The 20144-nt window shown below is 45.6% G+C and carries 17 protein-coding genes; 2 read left to right on the forward strand and 15 right to left on the reverse strand.

The features are described from left to right. Nucleotides 1–70: 70 nt before the first annotated feature. Genes GMES_RS12900 through GMES_RS12915 form a run of 4 tightly spaced genes read right to left on the reverse strand, consistent with a single transcriptional unit; the run spans nucleotide 71 to nucleotide 4006 of the window. Nucleotides 71–1735, reverse strand: a complete 1665-nt coding sequence (locus GMES_RS12900; protein WP_006993149.1) for a type IV pilus modification PilV family protein — start codon at nucleotides 1733–1735, stop codon at nucleotides 71–73. After that, on the reverse strand, nucleotides 1736–2872 hold the full coding sequence (locus tag GMES_RS12905; RefSeq protein ID WP_226990298.1) for a hypothetical protein: 1137 nt from the start codon (nucleotides 2870–2872) through the stop codon (nucleotides 1736–1738). Further along, nucleotides 2862–3494 carry a prepilin cleavage protein gene (locus tag GMES_RS12910; RefSeq protein ID WP_039987403.1) on the reverse strand — a complete coding sequence of 211 codons (633 nt, stop codon included), beginning with the start codon at nucleotides 3492–3494 and terminating at the stop codon, nucleotides 2862–2864. Before GMES_RS12910 ends, GMES_RS12905 begins: the two co-directional genes overlap by 11 nt. Then, the gene (locus GMES_RS12915) at nucleotides 3488–4006 is read right to left on the reverse strand and encodes a GspH/FimT family pseudopilin (RefSeq protein WP_153811079.1); all 519 of its coding nucleotides are present in this window, start codon (nucleotides 4004–4006) and stop codon (nucleotides 3488–3490) included. Before GMES_RS12915 ends, GMES_RS12910 begins: the two co-directional genes overlap by 7 nt. Before the next feature lie 226 nt (nucleotides 4007–4232). Between GMES_RS12915 and GMES_RS12920 the strand changes: the two genes are divergently transcribed. Next, a complete protein-coding gene (locus tag GMES_RS12920) occupies nucleotides 4233–4625 on the forward strand; it encodes a type IV pilin protein (RefSeq protein ID WP_006993153.1) in 393 nt (130 codons plus the stop codon). Between the two features lie 96 nt (nucleotides 4626–4721). Beyond that, the gene (locus GMES_RS12925) at nucleotides 4722–5294 is read left to right on the forward strand and encodes a GspH/FimT family pseudopilin (protein ID WP_006993154.1); all 573 of its coding nucleotides are present in this window, start codon (nucleotides 4722–4724) and stop codon (nucleotides 5292–5294) included. 24 nt (nucleotides 5295–5318) lie between these two features. Here GMES_RS12925 and GMES_RS12930 read toward each other — a convergent pair whose 3' ends face one another. The 11 genes from GMES_RS12930 to murJ form a co-directional block, all read right to left on the reverse strand. Beyond that, nucleotides 5319–5768: a type IV pilin protein gene (locus GMES_RS12930; RefSeq protein ID WP_039987434.1), complete on the reverse strand. Its 450-nt coding sequence runs from the start codon at nucleotides 5766–5768 to the stop codon at nucleotides 5319–5321. Between the two features lie 25 nt (nucleotides 5769–5793). Beyond that, on the reverse strand, nucleotides 5794–9873 hold the full coding sequence (locus tag GMES_RS12935) for a PilC/PilY family type IV pilus protein (RefSeq protein WP_039987436.1): 4080 nt from the start codon (nucleotides 9871–9873) through the stop codon (nucleotides 5794–5796). Between the two features lie 11 nt (nucleotides 9874–9884). Next, nucleotides 9885–10487, reverse strand: a complete 603-nt coding sequence (locus GMES_RS12940) for a PilX N-terminal domain-containing pilus assembly protein (protein ID WP_006993157.1) — start codon at nucleotides 10485–10487, stop codon at nucleotides 9885–9887. Continuing rightward, a complete protein-coding gene (locus tag GMES_RS12945; protein WP_006993158.1) occupies nucleotides 10484–11335 on the reverse strand; it encodes a PilW family protein in 852 nt (283 codons plus the stop codon). Before GMES_RS12945 ends, GMES_RS12940 begins: the two co-directional genes overlap by 4 nt. A 26-nt stretch (nucleotides 11336–11361) precedes the next feature. Then, complete coding sequence (locus GMES_RS12950; RefSeq protein WP_006993159.1) at nucleotides 11362–11937, reverse strand: PilV family protein; 576 nt, start codon at nucleotides 11935–11937, stop codon at nucleotides 11362–11364. Between the two features lie 296 nt (nucleotides 11938–12233). Beyond that, nucleotides 12234–13178, reverse strand: a complete 945-nt coding sequence (gene ispH / locus GMES_RS12955; RefSeq protein ID WP_006993160.1) for a 4-hydroxy-3-methylbut-2-enyl diphosphate reductase — start codon at nucleotides 13176–13178, stop codon at nucleotides 12234–12236. Nucleotides 13179–13223: 45 nt separating this feature from the next. Continuing rightward, complete coding sequence (fkpB, locus tag GMES_RS12960; RefSeq protein WP_006993161.1) at nucleotides 13224–13667, reverse strand: FKBP-type peptidyl-prolyl cis-trans isomerase; 444 nt, start codon at nucleotides 13665–13667, stop codon at nucleotides 13224–13226. Then, complete coding sequence (gene lspA, locus GMES_RS12965) at nucleotides 13660–14154, reverse strand: signal peptidase II (RefSeq protein ID WP_006993162.1); 495 nt, start codon at nucleotides 14152–14154, stop codon at nucleotides 13660–13662. The genes fkpB and lspA overlap by 8 nt, the downstream gene beginning before the upstream one ends. Then, the gene (gene ileS / locus GMES_RS12970; RefSeq protein WP_006993163.1) at nucleotides 14147–16975 is read right to left on the reverse strand and encodes an isoleucine--tRNA ligase; all 2829 of its coding nucleotides are present in this window, start codon (nucleotides 16973–16975) and stop codon (nucleotides 14147–14149) included. Before ileS ends, lspA begins: the two co-directional genes overlap by 8 nt. Nucleotides 16976–17016: 41 nt before the next feature. Then, a complete protein-coding gene (ribF, locus tag GMES_RS12975) occupies nucleotides 17017–17943 on the reverse strand; it encodes a bifunctional riboflavin kinase/FAD synthetase (protein ID WP_039987407.1) in 927 nt (308 codons plus the stop codon). Between the two features lie 200 nt (nucleotides 17944–18143). Then, the gene (gene murJ, locus GMES_RS12980; RefSeq protein ID WP_006993165.1) at nucleotides 18144–19715 is read right to left on the reverse strand and encodes a murein biosynthesis integral membrane protein MurJ; all 1572 of its coding nucleotides are present in this window, start codon (nucleotides 19713–19715) and stop codon (nucleotides 18144–18146) included. Nucleotides 19716–20144 lie beyond the last annotated feature (429 nt).

Here is a 20144-nt window from a genome sequence, read left to right on the forward strand (position 1 = left end):
TTATTAGAATGGCCCACTGATAGCTGACACCTGCGTTATAAATCCAGTCAGGAACCATAAGGCTGAAAAATCAGGGCTGAATAATAACCTTTAGCCCATTTCCTTCTTTTACATTCAATGCTTCATAGGGTGACAAAGGTGCATGTCCCACTAATCCACTATTAGAGCCATTCATCGATGCATATATTTTGCTTTGGCCCAACATTAGATTTTCTATGACACCTCTTTGGTAACTAGCATAATAATCTTGTCCAACATTCTCAACAGTTTGTATCGCTTGTTGCAGTATATTTACGCTTTGGGTATCAGATGAGCGCCAATCTGCGAGTAATGTCACATTAACATCATAAAAAGGTGCTAAGGCAAACCAGCGCTCGTCATTGCTGGTAATAAGTGTGTTCAAGTACGCTAAATCTTCAGCATACAATCGCTCCATGTAGATACCATAGGCAGCTAGTTGAAATTGCCCCAGGGGCAATGTGATATCCCGGCCTATCATTGGTGGCGGTAGCGCCGTATTTTGAATATAAGCAGCCAATACGTGTTTTACATAAGCGGTATAGGCGTCACGGTTATTTTGCTGCGCTAAATGCTGAGCAGCGAATTCGGTGATCGTTAACTGTACAAGATCACTCGCCACATGATAAAAGCCATCGACTCGCTTGAACCGACAGACTTCCTGATATTCATCCCCTTCAGCGAGAGCTTCTTCAAATATATTGTCACCTAAACGGTTGTAGTGTTTATGGGCATCACCTGATTCGAGTCGATAATAGTTTTGAGTATTCACCATCGCACTTGTATCGTGATGATCATTACAGCACTGCTCACAACGGGCATGTTGACCGGCCTTTGCAACCCCTCTAGCTTTGAACATCTCGTGCCCTTGCCGTGTGCTCAATTTACCTCCTTGAATGGCAGCCATTGCAGGCGTTTTCCCCAAACCGCTTTGTGATAATTGGCAATCACACCCGACCACAAGCTGGCTTTCTAACCGTGTTTTCTCATACTCATTGGCGAGTAATTCAACTCGATTCTGCTCAATTTTTATCGCGATATTATCCTCCATAACATCTATGGTCGGCGCCCTACCCTGGATCGCTATATCACTATCAATATGATGCAAGACATCAATATTATCCCCCGAAGGGATATACGTCACTGGTAAAGGCTGGTTATTCCCAATGTTGGCACTGACCACATGCTGACTCCGAGTAAAAGGCACGGGCGTTAGTTGGCTGTGCAAAGAGACACTTAGCGCCTCCCCAAACTGGTCTTGCCAACCTACGGTGATCTGCAACGTCTTTTTAGGTGCAACAACTGGCAAAGTTTGCGGTAAATTAGCATTGCCTTCGGGTAGCCAAGTATCAGGCACTAAGTCGTTATCGGTATCGACGAAATACATGTTTCGCACTTGCCAATGTAATTCAAAGGGGATTGTCTGGGTTTGTGACTGCCAAAGCTTCACTGCAACCTCCCCTGCCGTAAGATCTCCCCCTGTGTCAGTTTGTATATCTTGATAACTTTTTTGCCCGGCACTGCTATGCACAACACTGAAACTGCGCAAGTCATTTAGCTTTTGCTTTGCCAGTGTGACGGCCTGCTGGCGCAAATTTAACGTATAGTCGAGCTTTATATAATGAGATTGTAGTTGCACATAACCAGCGACACCGAACAGCATAATGGCGGTGGCAATCAGCACCTCTAACAAGCTAAAACCAGAATGCATCTTCATCTAAAAATCACGCCAACTTCCGCTGACTTTTCCGATACGTTGCATGTCAGCACCTTGATGCAGTTGCGTTAACACTTCATAGTGGTATCGAACCGCCAATTGACTCAAAGCGGCATCAACCGGGGCGAGCAGCACTAATGCACCATTTAGCTGTGCACTCGCCGCCATGGCTATTCTTTGCTCAGTAGGCGGGCTTTGCGTGCTCAGGTATATAACCAGACCGAAAATCTGACTATCCCCAGGCATCAGCAAAGCTGAGTCCGCCAGAATTAACATAACTGGGGTATCGATACTGCCAATCTGTTGGCCTATTTCTAAACGGCATTCACCTTGTACCCAAATGATACGAGTATCCACAATCGTTAATGGCTCGCAATTCGTGGCAATAAGCGAAACTTCACTCTTTAAAATATGCCAGTCAGGCGCAGGTATATTAAATAGGTACTCCAATGCATCAGTTGGAAATCCCTCGTGCTCTTGCAGCGTATCTATACCCAAGTTGGCATTGTTCGAATACATATCAAAAGCACATCTGTTTTCATCAAATACCTGCAAAGCACAGGTTCGACTGTTTACATCAATGGCGGAAAGGGTCTTGTCCGTCCATATTGAGACAGGCACCCCATTACCACCAGCATTCGGGTTCGCCCCAAGTACAAAATGCAAGTCAGTAGGTATGTCAACGGCGCTGATTAAAGGTACTGGCGGGATAATGTGAAGAAAAGGATAACGAAGTACCTGCTCGCTGACTTGGTGTTGACTTTGCCCATCAGCAGATAAGCCAGCAGATTCGATGCTGGCCCAATGTGTATTCAAGCCGTTACGTTGTAACGGATTAAATTGAGCACTCACAATGGCACGCGCATTGTTGCTAAACGTTATACTGCGCTCATCACCTTGCCAGGTAACATCAGATTGCATAAGACTCATACCATGTGCAAGTCCGCCTTGCGCTGCAGCCGATGACAATGCTTGGTTTTGGCTGTTGAGCAGTATTTTGTGTTCAAGGGACTTCACGCGGCCAGTATGGACTGTGACTAAACTAGCAATCACTAACAACAGGGAAACCGTCACAAGCATCATAGCGCCTTTGCTGACGCGCTTAGGATGATGCCCATAGACATATTTATTGTGCATCGTTGTTCACTAAGAAGCGTATTGTGCTTTGGCGTGACACATCTGGTTGAGCCTTCAAATTAGCCACCAGATTCATCTCTACCTGAGTCAAGACCCTCTGTCTCACGATAAACTCAGTTAACGTAAAATGCAGACGCGTGACCTGCACAACATTGGGGTCTGTGACATCATGCCAGCCATTGCTGTCACATTGCGCTCCAGCTGTGCGCATTTCTATTGCTTTGCCGCGCAGGCGATATCCGTAATTTTCATTGCCATCTTGGGTATCCATAACCCCATTTGCATTGCGATCGTAAGCGAATAAAATACAGCTATCTTCGATTTCATTAGTAAACTGGCTAAGGGTCAACGGATCGGCGAAAGGATTTAACGCATTCATAGGGTCGATGATTTGTGCTGACGCACCTGCATGAAAGCCCGCTCTGGCGATATCTCGGGCTAACATCTGAGAGACTAAGGTAAACTCTTCATTCAGACGGGATGAGGCCAGTAAACTAGCATTGACCCCGACCCCAAAACCGATAAAAGCAGAGAATGCAGACAACGCTGATATGCCCAAAGACATGGCAATCATCAACTCTATCAATGAACTGCCTTTGCTATGAAACGACGAATTCAACATTGCCTGTATGCCACAATGTCACCGTCGTTAACGCACAGACGGACCCGCCCCATATTACTCACAATAAGTTTGAGCTCATCCCTCGCATCACCAAAAATCAACGAACCTGAATCCCCCATGGCCATGCCTCTGGCACCGTCAAATACCGCACTATCATTCTGCCCAAAGCGCAATTGCGTCAGTTGCACAGAGGAAAAATCACGATGTTGAATACGCGACTGCACTCCCAAAACAGAGCAACTGTCTTCGACTCGACAATTACAGGCTTCGGACATGTTCATACCTAGGCACCAAGCTTGGCCGTCTTGAATACTGACGAATACATTTTGCCCAGAGGCGATAGCACTCGCGCGAGCGTGTTGCATAAAAAAATAGCTCTCTTGTGCCGCTTGCTTAATATGTAGCTGCTGTTTTGAATCTAATAGTGAAGGAACGCCTAGCGTCATTAATATCATGGTAATAGATATCACCAACATAAGTTCCAATAGAGACATTCCTTTGCACATGTTCATCAGTATTCGTGATCCAAAAAATTGGGCTACAACATGAAAGTAACGCGCGAACTTAAGCGAGAAGCAGTGTAGTCAATCGAGGTCAAAAAAACCGAATACACAAAGCTTTGACTGCATTTTGCGTGGCGAAAAATAATAATTAAGCATATAAATATAGACTAAATTGAGAAATATTTTAGGCTGAAGATAAAGCCTATGTAGAAGAGAAAAATAACAAGGATGAACTGTGTATCAACACCTCGCCCATAATCGCTATATTGGATTTAGTTTGATTGAACTAATGATTGTGGTGGCCATCATTGGGATACTCGCTCTGGTCGCCCTGCCCAGTTATCAAAATCACATTGTACAGACTCGTCGTGTTGACGCGCAAAACGCTCTATTGAAATGGCATTTACAACAAGAGCGTTACCGGATCTCCCATACCACTTATGCCGACGAAGTCGCCCTGCCAGTACCTATAAACGACTTGTATGAATTTAGTGTTTCGAACATATCTGCAACTCGCTTTACATTGCAGGCCCAAGCACTGTCAACGCAACTGGCAGATACTGGTTGTACCACTCTAATTATCAACCAATCTATGGCACAAACACCAGCGAATTGTTGGCCGCAATAACTTACTCAATATAAGATCTATTTTTGGCTGACATTTTAATACCATAGCCACTTTGCTCATACGTTATCTTGCCTGTAATAACGTTACAATCTGAGCATGAAAAAAGTCTATCCGTACCATTACGAAAATCCCTCAGCCCAACGCGGCGTTACGCTTATCGAATTGATGATAAGCGTCAGTATTGCCATTATTCTCGCTGCGAGCGTTGCACCTAGCTTACAGGCAACCATCTCCCACAACACAATTGCTGCGCAGATGAATAAAATCAGTGCTTTAGCCCAGTTTGCCAGAGGGCACTCAATAGATAATCAAATTGAAACAACATTTTGTGCTACATCAGATTACGCAACTTGTTCTAATAATTGGGCTTTAGCCAAAATGGTCTTTGTTGATACCAACGGGGATGGTGAACGCAACGCAAATGAATCATTGCTTGCATCCTTAAGTATAGAGAAGAACAACATTGCTGTTCAAGGACCTCAAAACCCCGTGCTTTTTACTATTAACGGCGGAGCTAATAATAATGCAGACATCCTATTTTGCGGCGAAGAAACATCATCTCACCGGGGATTGTTCATCAGTTTACAAGGTAGAGTAAAAACTAGCCGAGACAGTGACAACAACGGGGTTTATGAAGACAGAAACGGAGAGGCTTTAAGTTGTTCTTAGGCTGGCATTGAGTGTCAACCGCAATTAGCATCGCCAACAGAACTCAGAGGCAGAAATGGCTCCATCTGCATTTTGATCCCACGCTTTTCGCCCGTCACTATAATAGTAAAGTGCGCCTTGGCTAGCTACCAAAGGCTGCGCCTTAACTCTATAGGCAGTACCACCGCCCGACAGACTATCAATCGTTAAGTTGTACGCTTTATTATCCGCTGATTCACTGGCGGGTGAATGATGGGAAAAAATCGCTGGTTCCCCTGTATCTCCTCCCTCATTCGCCGCACCTGCATAACTAAAATTAGCCAACTTATGACGCTCCATTTGCGCCGCAAACGTCATAAGGTCAGCTTGAGCGACACTGCGTTTGCTGTCTATCATGTAGCTTTGATAACTTGGATAGGCAACAGTGCTAACGATCCCCACAATAGCAACCGCGATCATTAGCTCCATCAATGAGAAGCCGCCATTGGCCGACATTATTGAAGGGATTTTTATACGCCTTTTATTCATCTTCTTGTCTTTCAATTTCCGTTTTCCAACTACTCTTTTGGATCCGCTCGAAGCGGCCATAAATGTTTTGTGCTAAACAGCCGAAGGCCGAAGTACAAGCGACTTCATCACCTTGTTCATCCACTTCAATCACCGCTGATGCACACTCAGTTCCCAAACACACGACAGGCTGCAAAATATCCTCAATGAGGATTTTGGTGTCTGGCGCGATACCGGTTTGCTTGAGATCGGCAAATCGATCTTGATGGGTCGTTTGATTATCATTGTTTAAATCCACCACCGCATTACCGTTAATTAATTCCACTAGATATGCGCGGCTGTTACCACTAGGTGGGGCGCACAGGCTGTCGTTTGCTGTGGCAGGCAAATAGGTGGTGAAGAACACTTGATAATTTAATATTAACGGCGAGGCTAATACTTTCTCGCCGCCAGTGCTAAGGTCCACCAGCCACCCAGCCTTACTGGCGAATAGTGCAGTTTGCTCCTCTACCACGGTTTCATCGGATGAGGTCAATAAATGGGCCGTCGCATCATATAAGTCATCACGGGTGAATGCATTTTCAGGTAAACCATAATGACCCTGTTCATCGATTGAGAAGATACCATAGTCTTTTAACATGTAGAAACTGTCTTGAATCTGCGCATTCAATGGATGTGCTCGATATCCAGAGCCGATTGCCACAGCATAAAAGTTTTCATCAACGGCGCTTATTTGCGCAACATCAGGCGCATAGTAAAAACGTCGATTATCTTCTGCCAAATCCCCCCCTAAATCAGCAAGTAAGCCACCACTTACCAAATTGCTTCGCCCCGAACCATTATGTATATCTAAGCGAAACAGTTGTCCTCCTAAATCGGCCACATACATATGATCTGCTAAGCCATCATTGTCCCGATCAATCACCGATATACGAGCAGGAATACTGTACTGCATGTCGCTTATTAACAAGTCCGCGGCGCTGTTGCTGGCTGACCAAATTAACTCCCCGCTGTCAGCATCTACAATAAATACCGCGTTACCGACATTGTCAGCACTGCGAGCTATTTTGTTGTCTTGCTCTACATCATAACCACCACCAAAAATAAGCACATTGCGTATGGTTTCGTCCACTTTTACCTTGGTGACGGTTGGTCTTGACCATGATTGCCCGAGCTTTTCAAACCCCGAGCTTCCCCCAATAATTTGATGCACTAAGGTAGGATTTGATTTACTGGAAATATCAAAGGTATAGTAATTTCGACCGCCACGGCGCATGCCCACATAAAGATAAATCTTGTCATCAGAATGACGTAATACCAGATCGCCGTCTAAGCCATAGATATGATTCGACGTGGTGTTTTCGCGGTAAAATTCATATAAATTGCCAAGTAATTCTTGAGGAATGACAGCAAAATTTTCACTACCCGTTTGGGCGTCAAATGAATGCAAGAATCCCTGATTAGTAGCAACAAATATAGCGCTGTCGCTCGCTGAGTAATTAACAATGACGGGCTGAGAGTGAATAGGGTCTCCCATTTGAAGGCGCACATCTGATGTATCACCATCACCATCGTCATCTTTTAAGTCAACGCCTCTTACCCACTTCAGTAAGTTGCTGCGTACGGTGCTCGCATCATCAAGCATATCAACGGAGAGGGCTTGCTCGGTTATACTACTGTTACTTTCATGCATACGGTTATTACTGATAGCGAAGGCCCCTGGTGCTGAAAACGTAAATAGATTACGAGCCAAACTCATTTTGCTCGCCGCGCCGCCTTGGCGAACATCATTACCATCAGTTAATACTGACCAATAACTGTGGGCTTGCTCAGAGAAAAAACCGTTGCCGTCATCCACAGCAGGCAAACCATTTTTATCCAATATTGTGTCGCCATCGATTTTGTATTTCTTAAGGTTTCCAGGCCAGTTGCTTCCCTCAGACGGTTTAAATAACGCAAAGTACAACTCGTCTTTATGGGTTAAGCGATTTAATTGATTCACCGCAACCCCTGGGGATACAAACGTCGCATTCACATCTTTAACGGTTTTCAAAATCGATTGAAATGCGCCTAATAATTCTTGGCTGTTATCTGCTTGATAAAAACCACCGCCCCCTTGTAAGGCGATTTGGTTCAAGAAACTATTGGCTTCGGTATTCGCTGCAAAACCTATGGTGTGAGTAATAATGCGACTGTCTATTACGGATTCCTCAGAATCTGCTACATTTCGAACCAAACTTAAGCCGCATTTTTCACCGCCACTGCCTGTACACGACGCGCTAAGTAAACTCTCAATCTCATCAACACTGTGGTTGTTGTTCGCTTCACCATCCGAGAGTAAAACGATATGGTTATTCACTTGACATTGACGATCTGAAATGGGCGAAATATAACGCGCCCCTTGAGGAATTTGTTGGGTGATGCAATTAGACGAACTTAAATTGTCCTCTTCGCAACCAGGGGGAAGCGTGGCATCTTGCCCTGCATATGAAAGTCGGTGGCTGACACGCGTGTTACGCCTAACAGTATTCGATACACTACTATTGCCCCGCGCCAGGCCATAGTTCATATCTAGCCCGCCGTAATAAAGCACACCTTCGTATAAAGTATCCACGATTGGGGTATAACCACTCGCACTGAGCTCATCCACCTTACTGACTAAATGTTCGCGTACAGTTGAGGTTTGCCCCGGTGTCGCTTGACCTTGAAATTCGATGACTAATTTAGCGGCTCCCGACGGGCGCTCGGCGTACGTATAAGCCCCTCGCGTATTGCTAAAGTCAGACAAGATAAACATCATGTCATTGCCCGACTGCCAATCATTGCGCTCTACCAACTGATTAATAATACTCGCAACTGACGGGCTCTGATAATCTCGATTTCGATACCATCGCTCAATGCCACTCCAGCTTACCGATGCGGTTTTGGCTTTATTTCTTAATAAATAACGAGGGTAATTATTAAAACTATTTGGGTCCCCTTCATTCGCCGCCCTAATCGTCATTGAAGCGCTGTTATTGCTGCTGTTTTGATAAGCAGTGAATTCAAGGTAGGCGTTGCTTACCACGGCGCCTTGGGGTAAAGCGATATTACGAAAGCGCAAACCAATGTAATCGTTACTGCTGGCGTTGAAGGTCAGTTCACTACCCGTTGACTGATACCCATTGCCGCGCTCTTCAGCATTGTTAGATTGACTGTCAATTTGATACGTCAAGTCGCCAGTAACACACCCTGTAGCGGTAGTTTCATCATACACCACCACCAGTTGCGGTGAGAGGCCTCCTCCTTGCTCGAAGCTTTCAGCCAGCCGATTACTGGCAGCACTTAGGCCTTGGCTCGTCAGAATAATATTAAGATCATTGCCCCCGCACCACTCGCTTTGGTCAACAACTTCTTGAACGACTTCACTAAAATCAATGCTTGCAACTGTGTCGCCGACTGAGGGCCAGTCGTTGTTTTGCTCCCAAAGCACGTAATTCGATGTTTTTGTACGTTGGCTAATGTCTTGTTGGTTACTGTTGTAAGTCAATGCATCAGGGGTTAATTCCGCATTAATTTGAATTTGGGTTGCTGATGCATCAAAACCACGGGAGGTAAAGCGCAAGTATGCACTTGTGATGGTTGCACCTTGAGGGATGTTTAAGCTCTGGTAGCGAAGCCCCGTAACCACAGTTTCGGTTCCTGCAGATAGGGTTAAACTACTATTGTTAAGATTAACCGCACCGCTGCGCTCGGTGGCATCGTCAGTACCAACGACAATAGGCACAATCAGTTCCGGTGAAACCGTATCATCTATCGGGCGCACCGGGTAAAGTATAGGTCCGCCATAATCCGAAAAACGCATTAAACCGGCGTTTACGTTTGTTACCGAACGTAAGGTCTCTTTGAGGGCATTTTGTACTCTAAGCATACGCGACTCATTGGTGTCATCATCGGCTGTCATACTGCCCGATGTATCCATGATAAAAAGCACGTTGGGGTCGTATTTTACCTGCTCAGTGCTCGCACCAAAGTAGATTTCCAGATCGTCAGCCACCGCCCCTAGCGATAGGCACAAGCCCAATAATAGTATTAGCATGTTGAAACGGGACATCATACCTCCGGTCATTGGGACGCTGGCGCTAGTACAGCAGCCGTTAAGCTATTGGCGACAATCGAACGACTCCCTTGCATTTGGCCGCACCCCTTAATAATAAACACATGACAAGTAATATGACTGCCACTGATAACGTTACTTGAGCCTAAACAAGCCTGCTCTCGCACGTAGGCTGTGCGGGACCAACTATCAATAGCAGGACTAGTGTCATAGTGACCCTGAGCTTGATGCAAAGCCCCCTTAGAAAGCCCCGCACTGGTTACCTGCCTGTTAATCCAAGTGTCAGGATCTTGGCAACGAAGTGTCTCATTCTGTATGTCCAGCGCCGTGTTTTGCCGAGCTTGAGTTAATGGGTCTATCATGTCCACATCACTGATTACCGCGCTGTCTTCGGATTCAAACACCACACCCGCAATCGCTGCCTCTGCGGCATCAAACGCAAGTGTTTGGGTTTGTAGCGATACCGCCATTTTATTTTGCAGTAACCCGCTAGAGACAGACGCAATTCCCAGTACCGTCAGGCTAACCAGTACTAGCAATGCGAAGACCATTACTAAGCCTTTTTGCTTATTTGCTCGCGCTAAATGATCACCGCAATGTGTCTGTTTCATAATTTTCTACTTCGCATGTAATTTTTGACATTACGCAGAGTGACCGTGGTTTCAAAGGGCTTAAATAATCCAGTACCACTTTGTGTAGTGGGCGCTTCATTGAGTAATTTAAACGCTTTTTGAGCGCTGACCTTCACTTCACCCTCCCCCCGTAAAAGCACGCCTAAGCGCAGTGCCACCACCTGACCGCCGCTCGCTAATACTACTGGTAGCTCCCCCGCCGTAACATAACGTATAGGACGCCCCGAGTTATCCCCTGACAAAATAGTATTCGTGATCCCATAGAGCGCTTGAAAGCTGAACACATCATCAAGAATGATTTCTGCGCTATTATCAACCTCATGATTGCTCGCCAGCATCGCCCTTAACACCCGCCCATCAAAGCCTCGGCAACGTAACGTATTGTTCTGCACAAAATAATGATTCACTACGAAGAATTCTTCTCCGTTTGCATAGCCCAAACGATTACCGCGACAGTCAACATTCCCTTGTAAACCAATAACCACCTGATCATTTGCCCCTGCATTTCCGTCGGTTGCGCCAAGCGCAGGCATAGCAACAAAATCACCAGGCAAAATAACGGGATGATTTTGTACAAAGCTAGCTTCTTCTATCACATCTACCGCTGTGTTAAGGCTTGAGGCGAGCAGATCTGAACGCCCAGCCATGAGCATTTCTGTGCGCAGACGACTAATAACAAATCGGCCATTCTCTTGAACTGACGTCACTGCTTGATTCACGCCTTGCGTCACACGCGAACTCACCATGACTTGAATGATGGCCCCAGAGATGATCAAGCCTAATGCTAAGGCAATCATCAGCTCAATAAGACTAAAGCCCGTTTGCATTTGGCCATGAAGAATATTTTTAGTCCTCACAGCGTTAAATCCAGCGTGACACAATCATGAGCATCACTTCGATTGAGGTTGCACTCAGTATTTAAAATACGCTCTTGGTTTTGCCAGCTTTCTACCGGCCAAGCGATCATAATCTGATGACGGGACCCCGCGCTGCAGCTGTGTGCATCTAGAGCATTGTTGTCGTCACAGGTTAATGAAATCGATAAGCTAGGCGCAGCAGCTGTGACCGCACAGGACATTTCGTATGCATCAAATTGGGCCAATTGCGGGCTTGTACATTGGTTTTGCAGGCAATTGGGAATACTCGCGGGCAATGCTAAGCAGAAGCACTCATAAGGCAATGCAGATGAGTCGCAAGACAGGCTGGCAAAATTATAGGCATTATTCACGAAATATTGATTATCTACCGTCAGCCCTTCACCAGAAGGGGCAGCAGCAGCGCGCAAACGCTCGCTGAATTGCTGAGCGACTAATACGGCTTGGCTGCGATGAAGTGCATCTGCGTTAGAAAAAGCACTTACAAACTGTAACGATGCCACACCTAACAACCCTACCGTTAAAATAAATAATGTCACCAAGATTTCGACCATACCGACTCCCTTCATCACGCGGAATGAAGCTGGGTACAGAGTGTGCTTGGCAATGAAACTTGAACCTTTAATAACGGATGACCACAGGCGTAATAGTGATATTGAAGCTTAGCGTACTAATGCGCTACTTTAGTTATCGACTTTAGACCATAGGTATAATTGATGTGTAGGCTTGTGACTAACTTTGGGAAATGTTTTGGCAGATATAAAAAAGCCGCCAGAGAGAATTAAAAACTCTTTTAGCGGCCTATTTCAGTAGCGTGCTGGCATCTTAGATACGAGCAAACCTAGCGCTTTTAGCTTACTTGTTTTACTCGTAACTCTTTAGGGACTGCAAACTCGATGTTTTCGAGACGACCAGGGCGCTCAGTAGCACTGCTTGCCCCCCACTCTTTCAACCTGTCGACCACACCTTGTACTAATACCTCTGGGGCCGATGCACCTGCTGTCACACCAATATGTTTAGCGTTCGCCAACCATTCTTTTTGGATACAATTAGCATCGGCAATCAGATGCGCTTTTGCACCAATCTTTTCAGCCAATTCACGTAAACGATTTGAGTTAGAGCTGTTTTGTGCCCCAACCACTAGCAACACATCGCAATCCGCTGACAATTCACGCACCGAATCTTGGCGATTTTGCGTGGCGTAACAAATATCGTCTTTACGTGGGCCTTCAATTGCCGGGAACTTAGCGCGCAACGCGTCAATCACGTCAGCGGTATCATCAACAGATAAAGTGGTTTGGCTACAGTAATACAAAGTAGATGGGTTTTTCACCACGAGGCGAGCTACATCATCAACCGACTCAACCAAGTAAATACCGCCGTCTTGATTATCGTACTGGCCCATTGTACCTTCCACTTCTGGGTGGCCCTGATGGCCAATAAGCACACATTCTGTACCTTTTGAGCTCGCGCGCATCACTTCCATATGCACTTTAGTAACAAGTGGACAGGTTGCATCAAACACTTTCAGGCCGCGAGAGTTCGCTTCGTTACGCACAGCTTGAGACACACCGTGAGCCGAGAAAATCACTATGCTGTCATCGGGTACTTCCACCAGCTCATCAACAAAGACAGCCCCGCGTTCTTTTAGACCATCCACAACAAATTTGTTATGTACCACTTCGTGGCGCACGTAAATAGGCGGTGAGAAAATTTCTAAAGCGCGCTCAACTATGGTGATGGCTCGGTCAACGCCGGCACAGAAGCCTCGTGGGTTAGCCAAATGAATTTGCATAATGTTTCCTAGTGTTAACTCTTGCTTTGATCTGAGTGACGTAAGTTACGCTACAGAGATAATTTCGACATCAAAGGTAATCGTTTGCCCAGCCAAAGGGTGATTAAAATCAACCGTGACTGACGCCCCCGCAACTGAGCGTACAATGCCAGGTAGCTCACTGCCATCAGGTTGAGAAAAGGTCATGATCATGCCCTCTTCTGCCGGCGTTTCGCCACTGAATTTATTGCGATCAAGATGGTAGATATTGTCTGGGTTTGGAAAACCAAACGCGTCTTGGGGCTCAAGGGTAAATGACTTTTTATCGCCTGCGCTCAATCCCAAAAGACAGGCTTCGAAGCCTGGGGTCAAATTACCATCGCCAATAACAAGTTTAGCAGGCTTATTATTTACTCGGGTGCTGTCCGCTGCTGAGCCATCAGATAATTTCAAGTCAAAGTGCAATACCACTTCACTGTTGTCTGTTATGACTACAGATGAATCACTCATTTACGTTATCCTTATTTTTAAACATATCTATGACCAGTAAAAACGCGCCTAAGCAGATTGCGCTATCAGCCACGTTAAACGCAGGCCAATACCAATCTTGGTAATAAAGCACTAAGAAATCGATAACAAAACCGTGTAATAAACGGTCAAACACATTGCCGAGTGCGCCACCAATAATCAAACAAAACGCCACAGGCAACATTACCTGTTGGCGGGTAGTCTCTTTTAACCACCAGGTGACTAAGCCACATACGGCGATAGCAATACCTGTGAATAACCAACGTTGCCAACCACCTGCATCACTTAAAAAGCTAAAGGCTGCCCCGTAGTTGTACACGTGAGTTAAGTTAAAAAAAGAGGTGTACTGAATCGCTTGGTACGGCTCTAAATTCGCTACGATCCAGTGCTTAGTGACCTGATCGATGACAAACACCACCACGGCTAACCACAGAAAGCGCAGACCGCTTTGTCTAAATAAATTAAGCATACGCGCGTGTTTCACCTTCGCCATCAACGTTAGTGACACAGCGCTGGCACAATTCAGGATGCGCCTCATCAGTGCCCACATCTTCACGGTGATGCCAGCAACGAGCACATTTTTTACCTTCTGATGCGCTGATATGTAACCACAGTCCAGGCACTTCGGTTTCTGTGGCATCAGCAGGCTTGCTCTCAACGGCTTCCACTGTTGCAGACGAGGTAATAAACACAAAGCGCGCTTCATCTTGTAATTTGCTAAGCAATTCAGCAAGCTCTGCGGTAGCGTAAATTTTCACTTCTGCTTCTAACGAGCCGCCAATAGTGCCTTCTTTACGAGCCAGTTCAATTGTACGGTTAACTTCATCTTTAACCGCTAAGACTCGTTGCCAGAAAGCATCGTTAAATTCGGTATTATCCGCTTGAGCAGTCAACCCTGTATACCATGTACCGGTGAAAACGAATTCGTCTTCTTGCCATGGCATTTCTTGCCAGATTTCTTGAGCAGTAAAGCTAGTGATTGGTGCCATCCAGCGCACGAGCGCCTCAACAATATGATACAAAGCTGACTGACATGAGCGACGTGCATGGCTGTCACTCTTGGCGGTGTACTGGCGATCTTTGATGATATCCAGATAGAAACTACCCATTTCAATCGAACAGAACTGCATTAACTTTTGAGTTACCACCAGCATATCGTAAGCTTCATAGGCTTTTACGATCTCGCTTTGTATGGTGTGGGCACGGCTTACGACCCACTTGTCCAACTCAACCATTTCTTCAAATGGAACCAAGTCAGTTTTTGGGTTAAAACCGGTTAAATTGGCAAGCAAGAAGCGCGAGGTATTACGAATACGACGATAAGCATCGGCTGAACGTTTGAGGATTTCATCGGACACCGCTATTTCACTGCGATAATCAGTTGATGCCACCCACAAGCGCAGTATATCTGCACCCAGTTTATTGGTAACTTGTTGAGGAGCAACCGTGTTACCCAAAGACTTTGACATCTTTTTGCCTTTACCATCAACGGTAAAACCGTGAGTAAGCACTTGCTTATAAGGTGCATGCCCTTTGGTAGCTACAGAGGTCATCAGTGATGACATAAACCAACCTCGATGCTGGTCAGAGCCCTCTAAGTACAAGTCAGCTGACGCAGGAATATCATCACGCTTGTCGACTACAAAGTAGTGGCTCACACCTGAATCAAACCAAACGTCTAACGTGTCTAATACCTTAACGAACGTATCTGCATCATCACCTAGCATTTCTTGAGGGTCGATATCCCACCACGCTTGTATACCTTCGCTTTCAACGCGTTTAGCCACTTGTTCAATTAAGGCATCGGTATTTGGATGCAAATCACCTGTGTCTTTGTGCACGAATAACGCGATAGGAACGCCCCACGTACGTTGACGTGATATACACCAATCTGGGCGACCCGCTACCATGCTTTCGATACGGCTTTCGCCCCACTCTGGGATCCATTGAGTTTTATGAATTTCATCAATGGACGCTGCACGTAGGCCGTTCTTGTCCATGCTAATAAACCACTGAGGCGTAGCACGGAAAATCAACGGCGTTTTATGACGCCAGCAATGTGGGTAACTATGGGTGTATTTAACGTGATGCACTAGTGAGCCGCGCTCTGCTAACACTTCAACCACATGCTCATTCGCCTTAAAGACATGCTCTCCGGCAAATATCGGCGTGTTTTCAAGATAAACACCGTTTGCACCCACTGGGTTGGCAACTTCAAGGTTATATTGGCGACCGACATTGAAATCTTCCACACCGTGGCCTGGCGCAGTATGTACGCAACCAGTACCTGAATCTGTCGTTACATGCTCACCTAAAATAAGTGGCACAGTGAAGTCGTAAAACGGATGCTGTACCTGCATGTTTTCAAGGGCTTGGCCTAACGCAGTCCCTAATACGAGAGTATTCTCAAAGCCGAAACGTTTAATGCACTCATCAAGTAGGTCTGTTGCCACTACTAAGCGCTCGTTACCATTCTCTGACTGTACTTGAACCAGGCTATATTCTAATTCTGGGTGCAATGAAACCGCGCGGTTTGCAGGCAACGTCCAAGGCGTGGTGGTCCAAATAACAACTGAAATTGTGCCTTCGCCTAAACCTTCACCTGTTGCGGTAAATTGCTTGGTGAAACTGGCTTCATCGGTAACATTGAAACGCACATCGATAGAAGGCGACACTTTGTCTTGGTATTCCACTTCGGCTTCAGCCAAGGCAGAGCCACAATCTGTACACCAATGAACAGGCTTAAAGCCCTTTTCAAGGTGACCAGAGCGCACAACGTTACCCAACTCGCGGATAATGTTCGCTTCAGAACTGAAGTCCATTGTTTTATAGGGTTTGTCCCACTCGCCAAGCACGCCTAAACGAATAAAGTCAGCTTTTTGCCCATTAATTTGCTTTTCAGCATAGTCTCGGCATTTTTGTCTAAACTCTGCTGCAGTGACTTTCTTACCGGGTTTTCCGACTTTTTTCTCAACCATGAGTTCGATTGGCAAGCCGTGGCAATCCCAACCGGGTACGTAAGGCGAATCAAAATCTGATAAGGTTTTTGATTTAACAATCACATCTTTAAGAATTTTATTCACCGCGTGGCCAATGTGAATATCACCATTGGCGTACGGAGGGCCATCATGCAAGATAAAGGGCGTTTTGCCTTTTTTAGCAGCGCGAATTTTGTGATACAGCGCTTTATTCGTCCAGTCTTGCAGCATTTTAGGCTCGCGCTGAGCAAGATTCCCACGCATTGGGAACTCAGTCTCAGGCAAATTCAAAGTATGTTTGTAGTCACTCATTGATTGCTAAATCCAAAATCGTCGTTGTTCGTCATTAAATTTCAGTTAACCCCAAGCAATTGTTTTGCTTGCTCGGCGTCACGTTGTATTTGTTGGTGCAACTGTTCGAATGAATCGAACTTAATTTCGTTGCGTAATTTTGCTTTTATGGCCACAGAAATAAAGTGACCATAAAGGTTGCCAGTAAAATGAAAAATATGCACTTCTAACTGAGAGCGCTGGCCATTTACCGTTGGGCGCGTGCCAATATTCGCCACGCCACTATATACCTTACCTGCTATGTCAACTTGAACTGCAAACACACCATTAATGGGGGCATTACAACGTTTCAGCAATAGGTTGGCAGTAGGAAAGCCAATCGTGCGGCCTTTTTTATCACCATGCAGTACCTTGCCCGAAATAGTAAACGGTCTGCCAAGCATCTTTTCAGCAAGCGAAAAGTTGTTTTCACTCAGTGCATTGCGCACTTCCGTAGAGCTAATACGGCAATCTTCTAAGCGAAAGCTTTGCGTACTCACCACACTAAAACCGCATTTTCGCCCTTCAACTTGCAGCATAGCGAAATTACCTACTCGCCCTTTGCCAAAGCGAAAGTCGTCGCCCACGACTAAAAATTGCACACCTAAGTCTTTTACTAATAGCTGCTCAACAAACTGCTCTGCGGTAAACGAGGCAAAACGTTTATCAAACTTCAAACACAGTAAACGGTCTACACCTAGTGCTTTAAGTTGCACATATTTATCACGTAATAAACTGAGTCGCGCGGGTGCGTTATCCGGTGTAAATAATTCCTCAGGCTGAGGTTCAAACACCATAACAGTGGCGGGCAAACCAAGTTCCCTTGCCTTCACGACGACTTGACTTAACACGGCTTGATGCCCCAGATGAACGCCGTCAAACTTTCCAATTGTCAGTACGCATCCTCGATGTTTATCTCGAAGATTATGTAAACCGCGGACTAATTCCACTTTGTTCCTCTTATATTAGGTATTTCATCTAACAAGTACGTCATCAAATCAAACCAAGCCACTACATCAGCCTTAAAGCTGCCTCAAGCACATAAGGTGCCCGAGCACGCATCTCGCGTTTGATACTGTTTGGCTAAAATCAAAGCGACGGATTATAGCGAACTACGCGCAGAGATACAGCCCGTTATAGCGCAGTTCGCTTAATTAACGTGAATTGCTTTTGATAGCAACTGTTTTGGGCGTATCCCAAGGGCAAATCCACACAATAAAAACACCGCCCCAGCTCCGGCAATCATGATGGCCAATTGTGTCATTTGCATCATCGGCTCCCACATCAGCCAGTTAGCAATCGTAGGTCGGTAATAGATAAGCCCAGCAGCCATGATTAAGGTCGAAATCACGACTTTTGCTAAGAACAACAAAGTACTCGCAGAGACTTTGTAGACCCCTAAACGATGTAACTTGCTGTACAACAAGCCCGCGTTCATGGTGGCTGACAAACTTGTGGCTATCGCCAACCCGAGGTACCCGAATGGGATCGCGAAAATTAAATTAAAGAGCATATTCGACGCCATACACCAGATACCGTATTTCACCGGTGTTTTAGTATCTTGACGAGAGAAAAACCCAGGAGCGAGAACCTTAATTAACATAAAGCTAAGCAACCCAGTGGCATAGGCGATTAAACTGTACGAGGCGAGTGTGGCATCTAACGCGGTGAATTCACCTCGTTTAAACAATACGATCAACATAGGCTCTGCCAAGATCATTAAACCAGCCGCAGCGGGAATACCTAGTAAACTTACCATCCGCAGCGCCCAGTCAATGTTGGCACTAAACGCCTTGGCATCGTTTGTCACATGATTACGCGATAAGGTCGGCAATATGACAGTGGCGATAGCAATACCGAATAATCCTAAAGGAAACTCTAATAAGCGGTCAGAGTAGTACAGCCAACTAATGGAGCCTGTCACTAAGAAGCTTGCGATAAAGGTATCGAATAACAAATTTAGCTGACCAACCGATACGCCGAATAATGCGGGTATCATCAATTTACGCACTTTGGTCACTTGTGGGTCTGACCATCCCCACTTAGGTTTTACCAGTAATCCAGCTCGATACAAAAAAGGTAACTGAAATGCGAATTGCACTATGCCACCAATAAACACCCCCCACGCTAAGGCAAAACCTGGCTCTTCAAAGGTATCCGCCATAAAAATAGCACAGCTAATAATGGCTACATTTAATAGCACCGGGGTGAATGCAGACACAGCAAATTGGTTTAAGGTATTTAATATGGCGCCGGTTAAGCCTGCTAACGAGATAAACATTAAATAAGGAAACGTGATCTTCAACATCAAGGCTGCAAGTTCGAACTTCGCCCCTTGAGGCTCGTCGTTGAGATATTCCATAAACCAGCCTGCGCCAAATAGCGCAGTAACAACTGGAGAGCCAATCACCCCAAGAAACGTTACTACTGTCACTATTACCCCAAGCGTGCCAGATACTTTGGCAATGAATTGCTTCATGGCATCTTTGTCATTTTCGTTGCTAACTTCTGTTAGCACAGGGATAAACGCTTGGGCGAATGCGCCTTCAGCAAATAAACGACGAAGAAAATTGGGAATTTTATTGGCAAAGAAAAACACATCAGCTGCCGCCCCAGCACCCATTAAATTTGCCACCACAACATCTCTGACTAAACCCAAGACTCGTGATAAAAAGGTCATACAACTGACAATTAATCCGGATTTCAACAAACGATTCGACACACGACTTCCTTTAAAAAATAAATAATCCGAACAACACTGCGCTTAAACACAGCGCCTATTATGCGCCAAGGGTCATTTACTTAGAAGCATTCATCCAAAAAACAATCACCTACAGACATGTACACACTCTCGCTGGCTCTAACCGAGATGGGTCTACCTCTTACGGGGTGAACGGGTATGGTCGAGCAGGTATAGGCTGAGCGGATATGGGATGAATAATGTGGCGTTAATTTAACTTCTTAGTACATTGCCTCTTCGCTCAATCAAGGAACTCAGGTAAACTACTTTCTGGCAGGTGCGAATGCCTATCAACATCGCCTACTTCGCTGCTTGTGAACACGATTCAAATCCAGCATTACGATACCCTGAGAATTAACTGCAGTTTTGCACAATAAATACGCAAAAGCATTTGACAAACACAGGTCTGAT

Source organism: Paraglaciecola mesophila KMM 241, from assembly GCF_000315015.1.
GTDB classification, from domain to species: Bacteria; Pseudomonadota; Gammaproteobacteria; order Enterobacterales; family Alteromonadaceae; genus Paraglaciecola; species Paraglaciecola mesophila.